20 protein-coding genes are annotated in these 17,255 nt (G+C 66.3%); 10 read left to right on the top strand and 10 right to left on the bottom strand.

Annotated elements, in window-relative coordinates; genetic code table 11:
• Positions 1 to 19 precede the first annotated feature (19 nt).
• Genes L1080_RS04170 through L1080_RS04160 form a run of 3 tightly spaced genes read left to right on the top strand, consistent with a single transcriptional unit; the run spans position 20 to position 2,759 of the window.
• Entirely contained in the window at positions 20 to 523 is a 504-nt protein-coding gene (locus L1080_RS04170; RefSeq protein ID WP_159925396.1) for a PH domain-containing protein, read from the top strand.
• Entirely contained in the window at positions 520 to 2,061 is a 1,542-nt protein-coding gene (locus L1080_RS04165; RefSeq protein WP_250776666.1) for a PH domain-containing protein, read from the top strand. The genes L1080_RS04170 and L1080_RS04165 overlap by 4 nt, the downstream gene beginning before the upstream one ends.
• Positions 2,046 to 2,759 carry a uracil-DNA glycosylase gene (locus tag L1080_RS04160; protein WP_250776665.1) on the top strand — a complete coding sequence of 238 codons (714 nt, stop codon included), beginning with the start codon at positions 2,046 to 2,048 and terminating at the stop codon, positions 2,757 to 2,759. Before L1080_RS04165 ends, L1080_RS04160 begins: the two co-directional genes overlap by 16 nt.
• 56 nt (positions 2,760 to 2,815) lie before the next feature.
• Here L1080_RS04160 and L1080_RS04155 read toward each other — a convergent pair whose 3' ends face one another.
• Positions 2,816 to 3,658, bottom strand: a complete 843-nt coding sequence (locus L1080_RS04155; RefSeq protein ID WP_159925390.1) for a uroporphyrinogen-III synthase — start codon at positions 3,656 to 3,658, stop codon at positions 2,816 to 2,818.
• Between the two features lie 39 nt (positions 3,659 to 3,697).
• Here L1080_RS04155 and L1080_RS04150 point away from each other — a divergent pair, with 39 nt between their 5' ends.
• On the top strand, positions 3,698 to 4,069 hold the full coding sequence (locus L1080_RS04150; RefSeq protein ID WP_109331918.1) for a VOC family protein: 372 nt from the start codon (positions 3,698 to 3,700) through the stop codon (positions 4,067 to 4,069).
• A 27-nt stretch (positions 4,070 to 4,096) separates the two neighbouring features.
• On the opposite strand, the gene L1080_RS04145 is transcribed toward L1080_RS04150, so the two are convergent.
• From L1080_RS04145 to typA, 5 genes are all read right to left on the bottom strand, one after another.
• A complete protein-coding gene (locus L1080_RS04145; protein ID WP_159925388.1) occupies positions 4,097 to 4,507 on the bottom strand; it encodes a hypothetical protein in 411 nt (136 codons plus the stop codon).
• 14 nt (positions 4,508 to 4,521) lie between these two features.
• Positions 4,522 to 4,680, bottom strand: a complete 159-nt coding sequence (locus L1080_RS04140) for a hypothetical protein (RefSeq protein WP_201453444.1) — start codon at positions 4,678 to 4,680, stop codon at positions 4,522 to 4,524.
• Between the two features lie 120 nt (positions 4,681 to 4,800).
• Positions 4,801 to 5,679 (bottom strand): N-acetyl-1-D-myo-inositol-2-amino-2-deoxy-alpha-D-glucopyranoside deacetylase, encoded by an 879-nt coding sequence (gene mshB / locus L1080_RS04135; protein WP_250776664.1) that lies wholly within the window; start codon positions 5,677 to 5,679, stop codon positions 4,801 to 4,803.
• Positions 5,676 to 7,496 carry an ABC transporter family substrate-binding protein gene (locus tag L1080_RS04130; RefSeq protein ID WP_308202204.1) on the bottom strand — a complete coding sequence of 607 codons (1,821 nt, stop codon included), beginning with the start codon at positions 7,494 to 7,496 and terminating at the stop codon, positions 5,676 to 5,678. Before L1080_RS04130 ends, mshB begins: the two co-directional genes overlap by 4 nt.
• A gap of 122 nt (positions 7,497 to 7,618) precedes the next feature.
• Positions 7,619 to 9,526 (bottom strand): translational GTPase TypA, encoded by a 1,908-nt coding sequence (gene typA, locus L1080_RS04125; protein WP_109331922.1) that lies wholly within the window; start codon positions 9,524 to 9,526, stop codon positions 7,619 to 7,621.
• 334 nt (positions 9,527 to 9,860) lie between these two features.
• Between typA and L1080_RS04120 the strand changes: the two genes are divergently transcribed.
• Positions 9,861 to 10,037 (top strand): hypothetical protein, encoded by a 177-nt coding sequence (locus L1080_RS04120; protein ID WP_250776662.1) that lies wholly within the window; start codon positions 9,861 to 9,863, stop codon positions 10,035 to 10,037.
• Between the two features lie 30 nt (positions 10,038 to 10,067).
• Here the strand turns inward: L1080_RS04120 and L1080_RS04115 are convergent, their stop codons facing one another.
• Positions 10,068 to 10,448, bottom strand: coding sequence for a (deoxy)nucleoside triphosphate pyrophosphohydrolase (locus L1080_RS04115; protein WP_159927515.1), 381 nt, complete (start codon positions 10,446 to 10,448; stop codon positions 10,068 to 10,070).
• Positions 10,449 to 10,506: 58 nt separating this feature from the next.
• On the opposite strand from L1080_RS04115, the gene L1080_RS04110 reads away from it, so the two are divergent.
• Positions 10,507 to 10,791, top strand: coding sequence for a 4a-hydroxytetrahydrobiopterin dehydratase (locus tag L1080_RS04110; protein WP_250776661.1), 285 nt, complete (start codon positions 10,507 to 10,509; stop codon positions 10,789 to 10,791).
• Here L1080_RS04110 and L1080_RS04105 read toward each other — a convergent pair.
• Positions 10,739 to 12,058, bottom strand: a complete 1,320-nt coding sequence (locus tag L1080_RS04105; RefSeq protein ID WP_250776660.1) for a mannosyltransferase — start codon at positions 12,056 to 12,058, stop codon at positions 10,739 to 10,741. The two genes, L1080_RS04110 and L1080_RS04105, sit on opposite strands and share 53 nt — an antisense overlap.
• 356 nt (positions 12,059 to 12,414) lie before the next feature.
• On the opposite strand from L1080_RS04105, the gene L1080_RS04100 reads away from it, so the two are divergent.
• Complete coding sequence (locus L1080_RS04100; protein WP_109331925.1) at positions 12,415 to 13,158, top strand: Rv1157c family protein; 744 nt, start codon at positions 12,415 to 12,417, stop codon at positions 13,156 to 13,158.
• 100 nt (positions 13,159 to 13,258) lie between these two features.
• Positions 13,259 to 13,597 carry a hypothetical protein gene (locus L1080_RS04095; RefSeq protein WP_159925380.1) on the top strand — a complete coding sequence of 113 codons (339 nt, stop codon included), beginning with the start codon at positions 13,259 to 13,261 and terminating at the stop codon, positions 13,595 to 13,597.
• 3 nt (positions 13,598 to 13,600) lie between these two features.
• Here the strand turns inward: L1080_RS04095 and L1080_RS04090 are convergent, their stop codons facing one another.
• Positions 13,601 to 14,083, bottom strand: coding sequence for a MarR family winged helix-turn-helix transcriptional regulator (locus tag L1080_RS04090; protein WP_159925378.1), 483 nt, complete (start codon positions 14,081 to 14,083; stop codon positions 13,601 to 13,603).
• 124 nt (positions 14,084 to 14,207) lie between these two features.
• Between L1080_RS04090 and L1080_RS04085 the strand changes: the two genes are divergently transcribed.
• A complete protein-coding gene (locus L1080_RS04085) occupies positions 14,208 to 15,809 on the top strand; it encodes an MFS transporter (RefSeq protein WP_250776659.1) in 1,602 nt (533 codons plus the stop codon).
• A 59-nt stretch (positions 15,810 to 15,868) separates the two neighbouring features.
• Positions 15,869 to 16,372 (top strand): nuclear transport factor 2 family protein, encoded by a 504-nt coding sequence (locus L1080_RS04080; RefSeq protein WP_250776658.1) that lies wholly within the window; start codon positions 15,869 to 15,871, stop codon positions 16,370 to 16,372.
• 40 nt (positions 16,373 to 16,412) lie between these two features.
• Here the strand turns inward: L1080_RS04080 and L1080_RS04075 are convergent, their stop codons facing one another.
• Complete coding sequence (locus tag L1080_RS04075; RefSeq protein ID WP_250776657.1) at positions 16,413 to 17,147, bottom strand: DUF1906 domain-containing protein; 735 nt, start codon at positions 17,145 to 17,147, stop codon at positions 16,413 to 16,415.
• Positions 17,148 to 17,255: the final 108 nt, after the last annotated feature.

Genomic DNA, 17,255 nt, shown 5'->3' with positions numbered 1-17,255 from the left:
GCACGGCCAAAGTAGGGGCATGAGTGCGCCCGCTACCGTCACCATGGCCGATCCGCTGTGGCGGCCCAGCCCGCGAGCCAGGCAGCTGTGGGCCATCAACGCCGCACTCTTGTGGCTCCCGGTCTTCGCCCTCCAGGCGGTGGGTGCCTTCGTCGGCACCTGGTGGCCGACCTGGGCTCAGATCAGCGTTGCAGCCGTCACTGTCGTCCTCGCCCTGTTGCATGTCACCGTCGTTCCGTTCTGGCGCTATCGCGTGCATCGCTGGGAGATCAGCGACACCGCCGTATACACGCGCACGGGATGGTTCACGCAGGAACGGCGCATCGCCCCGATCTCCCGGGTGCAGACGGTCGACACCGAACGCGGCCCGATCGACCGCATGCTCGGTCTCGCCACAGTCACTGTGACCACGGCGTCGTCGGCCGGTGCCGTCAAGATCACCGCCCTCGACCAGGACACCGCAGATCGCACCGTGGCCCAGCTCACCGAGATCGCCGGAACCAACGTCGGCGACGCCACGTGACTGCGCCGCCGCCGCCCGGAGTCGCGCCTCCCCTCGCTCAGGGGGAGGCCGCGGCCGCTGCCGAGGCAGAACAACCTTGGCTCCGCCTGGATCGGCGGATGCTGCTGGTTCATCCGGTGAGCGAGATCGTGAAGCTGCTGCCCGTCCTGTTGCTGTCGCTGATCGTCGGCAGCCAGAGTGGGAACCACGTGTGGGGTCTGATCGCGGTGGCGGCGTTCGTGGCACTCGGCCTCTCGCGCTGGTTCACCACGAGCTACCGCATCGGTCCCGTCCACGTGCAATTGAGGCAGGGACTCTTCCGCAAACGACTCCTCTCCATTCCCCGGAACCGCATCCGCTCGGTGGACGTCGAGGCGGGAGTGCTGCATCGCCTGCTCGGATTATCGATCGTCCGGATCGGCACGGGACAACAGGTCGGTTCCAAGCCGGACGCGGCGAAGTTCGAACTCAATGCCCTCTCCGCCGCCCTCGTACCGGATCTGCGCGCCGCACTGCTCTCCCACACACCCGAAACAGTGCCCGGACCCGGCACGATCACCGCCGAGCGTCCCGTACACGAGATCGGGCACTGGAGGCCCTCCTGGGTGCGATACGCCCCGTTCTCGCTGACGGGCGTCGTCACCATCGGCGCGATCGTCGGCATCGCATTCCAGTACGGAATCGCCCGCGAGATCGCACGGTCCTCGACGGTGACCGAAGGTATCGAATCGGCCGAGCGGCTCGGTATCGCGCTCGTGGTGGTCTTCGGAATCGTCGTAATCCTGATCGCTGCCAGTGCACTGGCATGTATTCGCTATCTCCTGGCGTACGGCAACCTGACCCTCACCGACAACGGACGGACACTGCACGTCAGCCACGGTCTCCTGAAGACCCGGCAGACGACGCTCGACCGTGCACGGTTGCGGGGCACGACCTTGAAGGAGCCGTTGCTTCTCCGGCTGGCCGGCGGTGCCCGGCTCGACGCCGTCATGACCGGGGTCAGCGCCGAGAAACACGAGTCCTCGCTTCTGCTTCCCCAAGCGCCGCGCCGTGAAGCCGAACGGGTGATGGCCACGGTGATCGGAGACAGTCGTCAAGCCGCGGTGGCACTGAGGCCGCACGGAGCTGCCGCACGACGGCGGCGATACACGAGGGCGCTGATCCCGGCGGGTGTCGCACTGCTTGCCGCGCTCGTCCTCGCGGGGGTCGGCCGTCCGGTGATCTGGCCCGTGTGGGCAGGAATCGGTGTGGCCACGGTCGCCGGAGCTGCCCTCGCCTGGGACCGGTACCGCGGGCTCGGCCACGCGATTCTTCCCGGTTGGCTGATCACCCGCAGCGGCTCCCTCGACCGGGCCCGCGACAGCCTCGAGGCGAACGGCATCATCGGTTGGACCGTCCGCCAGACGTTCTTCCAACGCCGGTCGGGGGTGGCCACCGTCATCGCCGCCACCCCCGCGGGCACCGGAAAGTACCTCGTGATCGACCTCCCCGCCGATCAGGCGTGGACTCTCGTCGAGGCCGTGACTCCTGGGGGAGGTGACGTGTGGGCGCGCCGCTGAACGAACTTGCGCGCCTCGACGCCGAACTCGTCGACTGCCGCGCCTGCCCGCGTCTGGTGGAGTGGCGAGAGAAGGTGGCTCTCGAGAAGCGCGCCGCCTACCGGAACGAAACATACTGGGGCCGACCCGTTCCGGGATTCGGACCACCCGACGCCGCCATGCTGATCGTCGGACTCGCTCCTGCCGCACACGGCGGAAACCGGACGGGGCGGATGTTCACCGGCGACCGCAGCGGCGACTTCCTCTACGCGGCGCTGCATGCCGTCGGTCTGGCGAGTCAGCCGACCGCCACGCACATCGGTGACGGCCTCGAACTGTTCGGCACCAGGGTCACGGCACCCGTGCACTGTGCGCCGCCCGACAACAAACCCACGCCTGTGGAACGGCAGACCTGCCGTCGCTGGCTCGACGCCGAATTGAGAATCCTGCAGCCTCGGCTGCGCTCGGTGATCGTGCTCGGCGGATTCGGCTGGCAGGCACTGCTGCCCGTGCTGGAGGACGCCGGATGGGTCGTCCCGCGACCCCGCCCGAAGTTCGGCCACGGCGCCCACGTCGAACTCGCCGGCCGGACCGGCCCTCTGCACCTGTTCGGGTGTTACCACGTCAGCCAGCAGAACACCTTCACCGGCCGGCTCACCCCCGCGATGCTCGAGTCGGTGCTCTCCGACGCCGCACGCGCGGCCGGGTTGATGGGGTGATCCGGCTCCCCGGGCGAACGGTACATCCGACCCGTCTGAAGCGCCGAAAGTGCCGTTCACCCCAGTTGGCGCCGGTTGGGCAGTTCCTCGATGATGTATTTGGCCATGCTGCCCAACCGTGAGCGGGTGGGTTGCATGGTGTCGACACCGAGCACGGTGAGAGGCGACGCCGTCACCGAACCGACGCAGATCGCGGCCACCGGCCCGTTGAACGCGCGGACGAGAGCGTCGACGCGTCCGACGTCCTTCGCAGTGCTCAGCAGCGAGGACACCGCCGGCGCGCTGGTGAAGGTGACCGCGTCGACGTCACCACCGGTGATGCCGTCGACCAGCGCCCGCAGGGGTCGTTGATCGACGGGCCGTATCCACCGGTACACCGACACCGCGGTGGTCCGCGCGCCCGCCTCGGCCAGGGAGACGCTCAAATCGGTGATCGGTTCCCACTCCGTGATCGTGCCGTGCAGTTGGACCGCAACGTGTAGCCCCTGCACTCCCTCGGCGATGAGGTGTTGCGACACTTCCTCGGACGACTCCGTCTCCGGCGACCACTCCTCCCGCAGGCCCGCACCGCGTACGGCGCCCTTGGCTTTGGGACCGCGGGTGATGATGCGTGCCGAGCTCAACGCGCCGACAAGGGCCTCGTCGTTACCCCAGGCCCGTGCGGCGTCCATCCACCCCCGGAAGCCGACGGCCGTACTGATCACGACGAGGTCCGGCGGAGAGGCGATGATGTCGGCCGTTCGCGCTTTCAGATCGGAGTCGTCGACCAACGGCAGCACGTGGATGGCAGGTGTGTGCGTCACGGTGGCACCGTGACGTTCGAGCAGCGTGATGAACTCCGCGGCTCGGCGTTCGGCGGTGACGGCGATGGTCAGTCCCGCAAGTTCATCGTTCGACATTGTCCCAGTGTGACGGACGTTCCGGCTTATGCTGACGAGATGATCACTGCCGTGCACACGCTCGTCTATGCCGACGACGCCGAAGCTGCCCGCGACTTCTTCCGGGACGTGCTGGGCTGGGACCACGTGGACGCGGGAGGCGGGTGGCTCATTTTCCGCACCGGCCCCTCCGAGATGGGCGTGCATCCCACGTCGGACGACCGCGGCGGGGAGCCGTGGTCGACGCAGCCTCACCATGAGATTTCGCTCGTCTGCGACGACATCGAGGCGACAGTTGCCGAGTTGAAGGCGAAGGGCGCCGAGTTCACCCGCGACGTTCGCGACGAGGGGTACGGCCTGACCACCGCGCTGAGGATTCCCGGCGCCGGCGAGATGATGGTCTATCAGCCGCAGCACCCGGTCGCGTACTGAAGGTCGGGTACCCAGAGGTCCAGGCGCTCAGGCAGGAACTGGGGACGTGGGCGGCAGCGGCGACCCGACCTTCCAGAGATATGCGGCAGGCGGAATCAACGCGCCGAGAAACAGCAGCAGGGTCCACACGGACGCGAGCAGGAGAACGTCGCCGCCCGGCCCCCCGAGCATGCAGAGCAGGAAACCCACGATCCACCCGACGAGTGGGAGGACTGCGGCGCCCACCCGGCCGGTCGCGGACCGCGCGGCGATCACCAATGCCACATTGACCGCTCCGGCGACGAGGATGCTCACCGGGAACGGCGTCGCCCCGAGGTACAGCGGAAGGAAAAGTACGGCGAGGACGGCACACAAAAGGCCGTCGAACACCAGCAGGGCAAGGGTGGCCCTTGCCAGAACATCCGTATGTTCACGTTTTTCTGCGGTGCCGACGGCCATGTGTCAATAGTGGATCAGGGGACCGGTGGGTAACCCAGCAGGGTCAGCAAGTGACTCTGCATGTCGGCAAATCCATACAGCACGCTGTAGTACAGCTCGCGCTGAGCGGGCCATGACGGCCTCAGCGAGTCGACGAACGCCACTATGGCGTTCTGAACATCCCAGTTGTACATCGAAGACCTCTCCTGACGGGCGTCACACGGACTCGGACTGAGCCACTGCGTGATGTGCGCCACAGTGTAATACGTAATGCCAGTCACAGTTAAGTGCGGTCATGCCCGGCACCGCAGAGGTCAGAGCTCTACACCGGCGAAGAGGTCACGCTCACGACCACGGTCGTCGACCTCCCCCGACCGACCACGGGCCAGCACGAAGTGTTCCTCCGAAAGGATCGGCTGGGCGACGGCGTTGGAGAGCGCGAACTCGGCGCCTCCGGGCGCCACCCTCACCTGCGTGGCATGAGCCGCGAGTGCGGCCTGCTTGGCGCCCAGCACCGCCCGCACGTCGATCACTGTGGTGACCTGGGAGTCGGGCACGCTCGGTAGTTCGCCGGGCTCGGGCAGTCGCCATCCTTCGGGGAGGTCGCCGATTCGGCAGATCCCCGATTCGAGCGCGCTCGCCTCGGTGACCGTCCAGTACAGCTTGGCCACCGGCCACGGCTCACCGGCGTCGGGAAATGTCGTCGTCCCCGACGCCTCTACCGCTGCCTCCGTGAGGCGATGCGCCTGGATGTGGTCGGGGTGCCCGTAGCCGCCGTGCTCGTCGTAGGTGACGACGACGTGCGGTCGCAGCTCCCGGATGACCGCCACCAAGGCTGCGATCGCCGCTTCTTTGTCGGCGTTGACGAAGGCGCGCGGATGAGCTGCCGAGGGCGTACCCGCCATTCCCGAATCGCGAAAGTGCCCCGCCCCTAACAGGAATCGCGGCCGGCCGGCGCCGAGAATCGACAGGGCAGACCTCAGTTCGCCGATCCGGTATCCGCCGAGCTGATCGGCGGCACCGGCAACGAGCCCGGCCCACTCGTCCCCGATCACCTCGCCTTCCTCACCCAGCGTGCAGGTCAGGACGTGTACCTCGACACCCTCGGCGGCGTAATGCGCGATGGTGCCACCGGTGGTGATCGTCTCGTCGTCGGGATGGGCATGGATGAAGAGAAGGCGCCGATCGGTCATTCCTCGATCCTGCTCCAACCGGACGCGTCACTGAAAATCCCTACCGGCACAGCGCCCGACAGCGACACTCCCTCGACACCCGGCCCTACCGCCACCAACGTGCGGTCCTGCATGATCGGCAGCACGGCAGCAAGATCCCACAGTCGGCGATCTGCGTCGGCCAGAGCCTGAGATACGTCACCCGCACCGCGCAACGCGGCGTCGATCGCGGGCTGCAGCGACGGGTCGCACAGGCCGGTCAGATTGGACGGCGCTTCCGCCTCTGCGGCGGAATTCCCTTCCGGTGCAGTTCCTTCGGCTCGAGCCGGCGTGTTCGTCGCTGCGGCGGGCGGGCAACTGTGCCGGGAGGCCAGCGCGGTTGCCGGATCGGAACCGTCGCGGGACCATCCGACGACGGCACCGATCTCGCCGCTCGTCAACGCTTCTCCGTACAACTCCTCCGCGGGTATTGCTTGCACACTGGCGTCCACTCCGGCACTACGTAGTTGGTCGGCAGCCGTGTTCGCGACAGCATTTGCGGTGTCATCCCCCTCCGGAGTTCCGATGACGAGCGAGAGCGGCACGCCACCGCGGACGAGCCTCGCCTGCGGCACGGTTGCGGCGGGATCGGGAGTGGGCGCGGCAATGTCGGAGACATAGCCGTATTCCGCGAGCTGCGCCAGCACCTGTTCGCGGGACGGGCGCGCGGGGGCGGTAGCGGTGTAACCCGGGTCGGACGGGGCGTACACCTGCGAGCGGGTGGGTACGGCGGCCGCTTCGCTTCCCGCCCCGACGACCGCCAGAAGGTCGGTATCGAGCAAGTCCAGCAGACTCCGCCGTACCCGGACGTCCGCGAGTTCGGGCACCCGTCCGTTGAGGGTCAGCGACAGCCCTCGCGGCTGGAACGACGCACCCGTGCGCACGGTCGGGATCGCCGCGAGCTGAGCGGAAGTGGCTGTGCCGCCGTGAATCTGCACGATCTGCGTGTCGTTGTTGCGCATCGAGTCGGCGAGCTGCGCGGAGGTTCCGTCACGCCGCATGAGTATCTGGTCCGGGGTCGCCGGCTTGTCCCAGAATCGATCGTTACGTTCGAGCAGAATTTCGTCGCGACCGCGGTCGATGTTTTTGATGTGGAAGTGTGCGCCCGACACCGGAATGTTCTCGGACAGCCCGGTGGCGAATCCCCCCGGCGAATCCTTGATCAGGTGCGACGGCAGGAGGTCGGTGAACAGCTCTCGCCACGCCGGGTACGCGGACTTCATCACCACGTTCACGGTCTTGCCGCCACCCGACGACCGCACGTCCTCGATGAGTTGATAGCCGGCCGGGTCGACGGCTCCCGGGGCGCTGATCATCTGCTGCCACAGGTAGCGGAAATCCTCCGCGGCGATCGGCGCACCGTCGGACCATTGCGCTTCGTTGCGTAACTGATAGGTGATGGTGAACGGTTCCTGCGACGAGACCTCGGCGGACATCACGAGCGAGGTATCGGGGATCCAGTTACTGCCGCCCACACGCTGCGGGTCGGGAACGGGGCGGAACGGGCTCGGAAGGACGAGTGCGCTGACGGCGGAGTTCGCCGGCGACTGATCCGACAGGAGATGCGGGTTGAATCCACTGCCGACGTCGTCGATGGCCACCACGACGGGCTGCTTCTCCGTGGGTGAGACGGTGGGTTTGGGGCTGTCGGTGCTCTCGACGGGAGGCGGCGGGTCGGCCGTACACGAGGTGAGGACCGTCGTGGACACTGCGAGAAACACCGCGGTGGTCACGAGCCCGTTGCCACGCCTTCGACGCCGAACTCCCCACGCTCTGTCGATCGAACCCCCAGCAACCACCGCGCCGCCTTTCCTCAGAGATACCGGAAGGCTCCGGAAACCCTCGAGCGAATGTACCTTCGGTCGGCGATCGACCGAAGGTACATTCGCCCGGTTGTGTCTTACGTGGTCGGACGCGGGACCTACAGGGCCGCCTTGTCGCGGGCCTTGGAACGCGAACGCTCACGGGCGCGGTCGGTGGCCGACAGGTGCACCTTGCGCACCCGCACGACCTCCGGGGTGACCTCGACGCACTCGTCGCCGGCGCAGAACTCCATCGCGCCCTCGAGTTCGAGCTTGATGGGCTTGGCGAGGGTCTCCATCACGTCGGCGGAGGACTGACGCATGTTGGTCAGCTTCTTCTCGCGGGTGACGTTGATGTCGAGGTCCTCCTGGCGCGGGTTGATGCCCACGACCATGCCCTCGTAGGTATCGGCACCCGGCTCGACGAAGAAGGTGCCGCGATCGGCCAGCTGGATCATCGCGAACGGGGTGACGGTGCCGGTGCGGTCCGAGACGAGCGAGCCGGTGTGGCGTGCCCGGATCTCGCCGGCCCACGGTGCATAACCGTGGAACACCGCATTGGCGATGCCGGTGCCGCGGGTCTCGGTGAGGAAGTCGGTACGGAAACCGATGAGGCCACGCGACGGGACGATGAACTCCATCCGAACCCAGCCTGCGCCGTGGTTCGCCATCTGGACCATCTTGCCCTTGCGGTTGGCCAGCAGCTGGGTGATGGCACCGAGGTACTCCTCGGGGCTGTCGATGGTGAGCTCCTCGAAGGGCTCGTGCACCTTGCCGTCGACCTGCCGGGTGACCACCTGCGGCTTGCCGACGGTCAGCTCGAAGCCTTCGCGGCGCATCTGCTCGACGAGAATGGCGAGCGCGAGTTCACCACGGCCCTGCACCTCCCAGGCGTCGGGGCGACCGATGTCGAGGACCTTGAGCGAGACGTTGCCGACGAGCTCCTGGTCGAGGCGGGACTTCACCATGCGGGCGGTGAGCTTGTGCCCACTGACCCGGCCGACGAGCGGCGACGTGTTGGTGCCGATGGTGACCGAGATGGCGGGCTGGTCGACGGTGATCCGAGGCAGCGGGACAGGGTTCTCCAGATCGGCGAGCGTGTCACCGATCATGATGTCGGGGAAACCGGCGACGGCGACGATATCGCCGGCAACCGCCCTCTCGGCAGGCTGACGCTCGACACCCTTGGTCGCGAGCAATTCGGTGATCTTGGCCTTGGTGACGACGGGCTCGCCGTCCACCTCACGGCACCAGGAGACGGTCTGGCCCTTGGTCAGCTCGCCGTTGTGGATGCGCACCAGCGCGAGGCGGCCCAGGAATGCGGAGGCGTCGAGGTTGGTGACGTGAGCCTGCAGCGGCGCGTCGACGTTGCCCTTGGGTGCAGGAACGTAGTTCAGAAGCACGTCGAACAGGGCGTCGAGGTTCTCGGCGTCCGGTGCGTGACCGTTCTCGGGCTGACTCTTGGACGCCTTGCCCTCACGGCCGGAGGCGTAGAGGACCGGGAGGTCGAGAGCGAGTTCGGCGGCTTCCGCGGCCTCGTCGTCGAGGTCCGAGGCGAGGTCGAGAAGCAGGTCGTGACTCTCGGAGACGACCTCTTCGATGCGGGCATCGGGACGGTCGGTCTTGTTGACCACGAGGATCACGGGCAGCGAGGCAGCGAGGGCCTTGCGGAGCACGAACCGAGTCTGCGGCAGCGGGCCCTCGGAGGCGTCGACGAGCAGGACGACACCGTCGACCATGGACAGGCCGCGCTCGACCTCACCACCGAAGTCGGCGTGGCCCGGGGTGTCGATCACGTTGATCACGGTGACGCTGCCGTCGGCATGGTGCTTGTGGACGGCAGTGTTCTTCGCGAGGATCGTGATGCCCTTCTCGCGCTCGAGGTCGCCGGAGTCCATGACGCGATCGACCAGCTCGGCGCGCTCCTCGAAAGCCCCCGATTGGCGCAGCATGGCGTCGACGAGAGTGGTCTTGCCGTGGTCGACGTGTGCGACGATGGCAACGTTACGGAAGCTGGTGATGGTCACGCGATGGCTCTCCTGGCTGAGTTGATTCGGCCACGCGAAAGTTCACTCGCACGACCTTCTGGCGGCCGCATTGTCATCCTGATTCAGAAATCCCTCGTCGAGGCGATGGCAAAATCGCTCATACAGGCATCGCGGCCACGTAAATACTACCCGCCCGCGGCCCGGTTCCGCGCATCGCGGACGTCGAGGGGCATCGGGCACCAGCGTAAAGTGATCTGCGCCACGCAATGTGCGGGCCGGTTCCAGGTCGGCAGCGGACGAAGTCGCGGCCACGCTAGCCTGGGTCGAGCGTCGCATCCGGTGTTCCGTCAGAGCTAGGGAGGCCGAGCCGAGCATGGGCAAGATCAAGGCCACCGAGGTTTCGGGCCTCAAGCCGAAGAAGAAGTGCTGCCGCAGCAAGAAGCGTTGCCTCAAGTGCCCGGTGGTCATCATGCGGATGAGGAAGCTCGAGAACGAAGGCGCCTCCAAGAAGGAACTGAAGAAGGGCCTCGTGAAGGCCCGTAAAACCTGAGCCGGCGACCGACCCGATCGACCGAAGTCCTCAGATTCCACCGTCGAGGTACGGACGCAGGTCCGGCACCCATCCCCGATCGTTGCCGACCAGGTCGATCTCCCCGAGCTCTCGGCCGTTCACCCACCGCACCTCGGCATGGTCGAGCGCGGACGGTGTTCCCGACACCAGGTCCACCCGGTAGGCGCGGAGCACGCGTCCGTCGGGAAGGGGCACGTCGTCCCCTACCCTCGTGCCCCCTGCCACCTCGACGCCGAGTTCTTCTCGCAGTTCCCGCCTGAGCGCGTCCTCGGCCGTTTCCCCTGCTTCGGCCTTGCCGCCCGGCAGTTCCCACAGGCCCGCCAGCTCGGGCGGTCGCGTCCGCTGGGCGAGTAGGAGGCGTCCGTCGACGATGATCGCCGCAGCCACCACTTCGCCGTTGTTCGTGGCGGGTCTTGCAGGTTCCGTCGACACCGCACCATCATGGGGTATGACCGAGTTGCTGTCAGACGGAAGTATCGATGCCGGGCTCGCCGGACTGCCCGAGTGGCGGCGCACCGGCGACTCGCTGGTCCGCACCATCGAGTCGCCGAGCTTCATCGACGCGATCGAACTGGTCCGCAAGGTTGCCGCGGCCGCCGAGGCCTCCAACCACCATCCCGACATCGACATCCGGTGGCGCAAGGTCACCTACACCTTGTCGACCCACTCGGCCGGGGGGATCACACAGCTCGATCTGGATCTCGCAGCACAGATCGACGTGCTGGCAGGGTAGGCGTCAGCTTCGCCCGCCTGCCCGCCCAGGCAATCCAGGCATACACGGCGAATGCGCCCACCACGTCGACAGTGCCGAGCCACGCGAGCACCGCAGGCCGTGAGATGAGCCAGATCGAGTCCTGGAAGAAGCTCAGAACCCACGGCACCCCGATCAGCGTCGTGACAAGCCAGTACCCCGCGACGACCCGGGTACCGAGCATCGATCCGTAGGGACCGTGAAGAAGCCAGATCAGCATCGGGATCACCCATACCCAGTGGTGTGACCATGAGATCGGGGACACGAGCAGTCCCAGCAGCTCCACGACGACGAGTGTGCCCAACCTGTCGTCGCGGGCGAGAGCGCGCCAGGCGAGCACCGCGAGGACCACGGTGAGCGCGACGCCCACCACCCAGACTGCACCCGTTCCGACGTCGTACCCGAGCAGCCTCGACAACGCCCCGCGCAGAGACTGGTTCCATACCGAACCGACCGGACCGATGCGATCTGCGTCCCCGAGGAGGTGGGTGAAATACTCGCGGGCCTCGGAACCGACCAAGAGATAGCTGAGGCCGACGGTCGCCGCGAACGCGACACCCGAGAAGACCGCCGCTTTCCACCTGCGCTGGAGCAGAAAATACAGCCCCGTGATGGCCGGGGTCAGTTTGATGCCCGCCGCGAAGCCGACGAGCGCACCCGACAGCCACCACCGTGAACTACGGACCGCAGTCATCACGAGCAAGGCGAGGAAGACATTGATCTGCCCGTAGTCGAGCGTGGTGCGCACCGGCTCCAGCCAGACGCCCACAGTCGTCCACAGAAGCGCCACCGTCCGCCAGTGGGGTCGACGGGCCGCCGCGCCGAGCACGAGGCTCAAACTCATGCGGGCCAACGCATACAGCGCGAGGATGGTGAGCAACTGCCAACAGACGCCGACCAGGGTGAACGGCAGGAAGTGCAGGGGAAAGAAGACGAGCGCCGCGAAGGGTGGGTATGTGAACGGCAGTGGAAAGTCCGGTGTCACTTCCGAATAGGTGAAGTCGTACAGGTTGCCACCGCCGAGAGCCTCCGAACCGTCGACGTAGACGTGTAGGTCGACGAGGTTCATCCCGTTGGGGCTCAGCAGTGTCCACGCCATCCGTCCGAGCACCGACAACGCGAGAAGCACAGGCGCCCAGCGCAACAGCGCCCGGCTTCCGGAAACACGTTGTGACGAGGGAGAAGACGGGTCCTCGGAGTCCGCTCCGCCGTCGGACGCTCCTTCGTGGGACGCTGCTTGGTCGGACACAGTGTGGCGCTCTCCCGTGAGGTGTGTAGACGTCTCAGCCGATCCCGAAACGGTCCCGCACAGCGTAGACGCCCGGCCGCACACGCCCCGCTCTGTCCGTAGCAGCGCGTAACAGTTGCATCACCATCAACACTGATCACACCAGCCACAGGCTATGGTTCCGGGAAGGATCACCGCCGGGGTCACCATGCCATACACTCCCACCGGGGCGCCGCAGCTACCACGGGATGCACTCGTCAGCTGTACAACCCGGGGGCGCTGTACATAGAGTGGCCCCCCGAGCCGTAAGACGTGGATTGGATTGTCGTTCACGCTGTTATGACAAGGATGGGGAGACTGTGCTTCGAACCCGAGGTATGCGCAGGGCATTTACTGCTTTCGCAATTGCCGCAGCAGCAGCGATGGCAGTGCCGGTACAGGTATCCGCGCAGCCGACGCCGCCGCCCGTGCCCGAGGGCATGCCTGTGGAGATGCTCGCATCGTTCGCTCCCGCGATCATCGGCGCAGCCGCTGGTACCGAAGACATCGCTGCAGGCCCGCAGGCCGAACTTCTCGCGCAGGCACGCAACCTTCTCGAGTCTCCCGGCATTCCTCCCGAGATCAAGTCCACCCTCGAGCGCGTCATCACGTTCCTCGACGGCAGCGGTGGCGGCGGACCTGAAATCCCGCAGGACAACGCACCCGTCATCGCCCAGTTCCTGTACCCGACGCTCGGTAAGGGCTGCATCGGAGAGGGCGCCGATTCCGTCGGCACCGCACTCGCCGTGCCCGGACCCGCGCAGCTCCCGCCGCCCGGACCTGCGGCCGGACAAGCCGGCTTCGTGTTCACCGCGCTCGGAACCAGTGCGGTCGCTGCCGAGCAGCCCAATCCGCTGACCGTCACGTGGATCAACCTGGACAACCAGCGCCGCGAGACGCAGAACCTCACCAACGAGGCACGCATCAACCCTGACGGCCCTGCCACTCTGTCCGCGATTGCCGACACCGGCCCCGGTCGCGTCATCGCCGTCATCTCCGGCGGACTCACCACTCAGAAGGAAGGGGCGGCACCCATCACGTGCAGCTTCCTCCCGACCGTGGGTATGTTCCGCGTCGCATAGCAGTTCGACTTCACGAAAGGGCCCCCGGACTTCCGGGGGCCCTTTCGTCGGTCCAGCCCGATCACCGTGTGCCGACGACACCAGCGTGGTAGACCGAGGAATGCCCTCCACGCACTCGTTCCGCCGTTCTCGGCACGCCCACCGATCGATACTGTCGATTCGCTCGGAAGGGTCCATCCTCTCGATCGGGTCGGCCTACTCGGTTCTGTCGATCGGCAGCGTCGGCTCCGTCCTGTCGATAGGGTCGGCGGGCTCGATCGGGTCGGTGTTGAGCACGGGCTCGTTCGCCAGCCTGGGCTCTGCCCTGTCCGGACTCTCGGGCTGGTCTCTGATGTCCTGGCGGGGATGGCACGAGTCACCTCAGGAGCATCCCCAACTCACGGTCATCGCCGAAGAACCGGACCTTGCCCGGGACGCGACCGCGCACGTGCAGTCCTGAGCGCTACGACCCCGGCCGACCTTCCTTCGATCGGCGAGGCCAGCTCCGGCCTTCCAAGTTCTCTACCTCCGCGTTGAACTTCGACAGCAGTCGACGCAACTCTTCACGGTCGCCGTCGCTCCATCCGCCGATCACCCGTTCCACGCCGCTACGACTCAGCTGTCGATCACTGCGCAGGTGTTCGAGCCCGAGATCGGTGGCCTGCACCTTCCGCGCCAGTCCCCCGTCGGGGTCGGGGACGCGCTCGACCAGTCCTCGTCGCAGCAGTGCCCCGATCTGCCTGTTGATCGTCGAGATGTCCAGGCGGAACGCTTCCGATAGTTCTTTCAGAGTGACCGGATGCTCCAGTTCGAGGCGGCTGAGCAACAGGTAGGCCGAGCGATCGATCTGCAATCCCGCCCGTTGGGAATGCACGTAGTGCCTCGACAACAAGGTCAGCTCGTTCTCGATGTCGGCCGTCACCGCCTCGCGATCGGACACCGTCACCTCCAGAAGTTTTCTTCATCCTGCCCGATCGGCAGCGTTGTGCACCATACACATGATGTGTAGGGTACACATCTCTGGTGTCGTGAACGCGTCGCGCCGAACCTGTACACCCCGGGAGGTGTCGATGTCCGTTCCACCGCCGAACGCCGGTATCCGAAGCCGGCGGCACGCACCGTCCCTCATCCTCGCCGTCCTCGGCTCGTGCGGGATCGTGGTGGCGCTCATGCAGACGCTCGTCATACCGATCATTCCCGAGTTGCCCCACCTCCTGGGGGCGAGTGCGGCGAATACGTCCTGGGCGGTCACGGCGACTCTGCTCGTCGCCGCCGTCGTCACGCCGATCAGCGGTCGACTGGGTGACATGTTCGGCAAACGCCGCGCCCTGATCGGGAGCCTCACACTGCTGGTGCTCGGATCGGCGGTGTGCGCGATGGCCTCCTCATTGATTCCGATGGTGACGGGTCGTGCCCTCCAGGGTGCGGCCATCGGCGCGATCCCACTCGGAATCGCCATCCTTCGCGACGTGCTCCCGCCGAAAAGGGTCGGCGGCGCGATGGCGGTGATGAGCGCGACCCTGGGAGTCGGGGGCGCCGTGGGATTGCCCATCGCCGCCACCATCGCGCACTACACCGATTGGCACATGTTGTTCGTCGTGTCCGCCGTACTCGGCTGCGCCTGTATCGCCCTGACCTTGCTCGTCATTCCCGAATCGCCCGTGCGGCGGCCCGGCCGCTTCGACTTCCTCGGAGCTGTCGGCCTGAGCGTCGTTCTCGTCACGTTCCTGCTGCCCATCACGAAGGGCGACGACTGGGGATGGGCGAGCGGGCAGACGCTAGGACTGTTCGCGGCGTCGTTCGTGAGCCTGCTCCTGTGGGGGTTCCTCGAGCTACGGACCGCCGCACCCCTGATCGATCTCCGCGTGAGCGCACGACCTCCGGTCCTGTTCACCAACCTTGCCTCGGTTGCCGTCGGCTTCGCGATGTACGGCACCTCCCTCTCGTTCCCCCAGTTGCTGATGGCTCCGGAGTCGACCGGTTACGGGTTCGGCCTGTCGATGATCACCGCGGGCCTGGTTCTCGCTCCCGGCGGCCTGGTCATGATGGCGCTGTCCCCGGTATCGGCGCGCCTGTCCGCCTGGCGGGGACCGAGGGTGACCCTGATGACCGGCGCCGTGGTGATCGGCCTCGGTTACGCGGTCGCGTACGTGGCGGTGTCGGCGGTCTGGCAGGTCCTGCTCGCCGGAATGGTGATCGGCGCGGGCATCGGCTTGTCGTACTCCGCCATGCCCGCCCTGATCATGAGTGCGGTTCCCATCACGGAATCGGCGGCGGCCAACGGATTGAATTCGCTGATGCGGTCGATCGGCACATCCACGTCGGCAGCCGTCGTCAGCGTGATCCTCGCGGGAATGACGGTCACCGTCGGCACGGCCGTTATCCCGTCGCTCGATGCTTTCCGCGCCGGGTTCATCGCCTCGATCATCGCCTCGATGGTCACACTGGTTTTCGCCTGGCTGATCCCGTCCCCGACGAAGGACCTACGACCCGTTGACGAAGAACGCGGTGTAGAGGACGGAGGCGATCGTGTAGCCGAAATCGATGAGCAGATCCATGGTGGAACTCCCGGTGTCGAAGTGAATGAAGTGACACCTGATGCATCGGCGTCGGCTCGCCGAGCGTTTCACCCAGCATCTCGCCCAGCGGAAACTTCCCCACGAACCGACTGAAACGTGTTCTCATTTCCGTAGGCGTACCTCTACGGGCGCCACGAGGGAAGGACACCAGGATGTCGTGGAGTCGGGCCGAACTGAACGACGCGTTTGCGCACTACCAGCGAACGGTCAGCCGGTGCGTCGAACTCGGGAATTGGAACGGCTTCGCCGATCTGTTCACAGAGGACGCCACCTATGCGGAACACGCGTTCGGGAATTTCGAGGGCCGCGAGGCCATCCGGGTATGGGTCACGCGGACCATGTCGACGTTTCCCGGCAGCCGGATGACACAGTTTCCCGCGAACTGGCACGTGCTCGACGAAGAACGCGGGTGGGTGATCTGTGAGATCGACAATCCTATGGAAGATCCCGGAGACGGTTCAGTGCACGCGGCCGCCAATATCACGATTCTCCACTACGCGGGCCACAACCTGTGGTCGCGGGAAGAAGACGCGTACAACCCGCTGAATTTTCTCGCCACGGCCAAGAACTGGTGCCGCGCAGCGGAAACCGCGGGAAAACTTCCCGACGACGCTCGCGAGTGGCTCGTTCGGATGGGCGAGAAAATCTCTGGCTAGCCGCCTCGGCACAGGTTAGCGGCGGAGCGAGCCCGAACGCTCACCACTGGCCGTAATCGGGCGCGAGAATGTCATTGAGGTCGATGCCGACTCCGTCGACAGTTCTGGCATCGATTTCGTACTGGTGCAGATGAGCTTTCGGGTGGACGTACCCCTCCGGAGTGCCCCAGTCGTGCTGCCAGTACCACGACCCGAGTCCGGCGAGGATAGCCAGATCCAACGTCGGCGAGTTTGCGTAGATACCCGTATTCGCCTTGCCTACCACCGATTCCCACCCCGCGAGATACGGCGCGATCATCGTGAGGAAGTCTGCGGGCGTCGGATTGTCGTCGATCGATGCATAGATCGGCCGATTCTCGGCACCTCCGGCGGCGAGGTGGAGTTCGAGTCCACGCTCCGCGTGACGCTTTCCGGCTTCGAATCCGCCGCGCCAATCCGCCGTCGACCCCTTGCCGAACTGGTAGCACGACACGACGGACAGCCCCGCCTCTTGCAGAGCGCTCGCCTCGTCGGCGCGGAGCGGCTTGCCCACCATCCACTCGGCTCCCGGTCGCCGGTCCGACACGTAGCGGATGGCCCCGGCGTATCCGGCTGCGCTGATCGCCTCGGCGGACGGAACGCCACCCGAGTAGTCGATGAGTGTGCCGAGACTGTCGGCGTGCGCCACCGCGCCCGACACCAGGGTGGAAGTGAGCGCGGCCACTCCGGCCACGGCCGACCCCGCGGCCGCATACCGGAACAAGTCCCGTCGAGAAATATGCACTGTGCCCCTCATATCCAATCGGTCGCGCCCCGGCGTGTCGTCGACAAGTGTTTCTGCTCAGTCGCTATGTTGTTCGGTTTGCATTCCACCACACTCACTGGTGTCCCGCCAGCCACTTGG

The organism is Rhodococcus sp. MSC1_016 (assembly GCF_023667485.2).
In the GTDB taxonomy this organism is placed as follows: domain Bacteria; phylum Actinomycetota; class Actinomycetes; order Mycobacteriales; family Mycobacteriaceae; genus Rhodococcus_F; species Rhodococcus_F oxybenzonivorans.
Note: the sequence above shows the minus strand (reverse complement) of the source record. Positions and strands in the feature narration are given on the sequence as shown.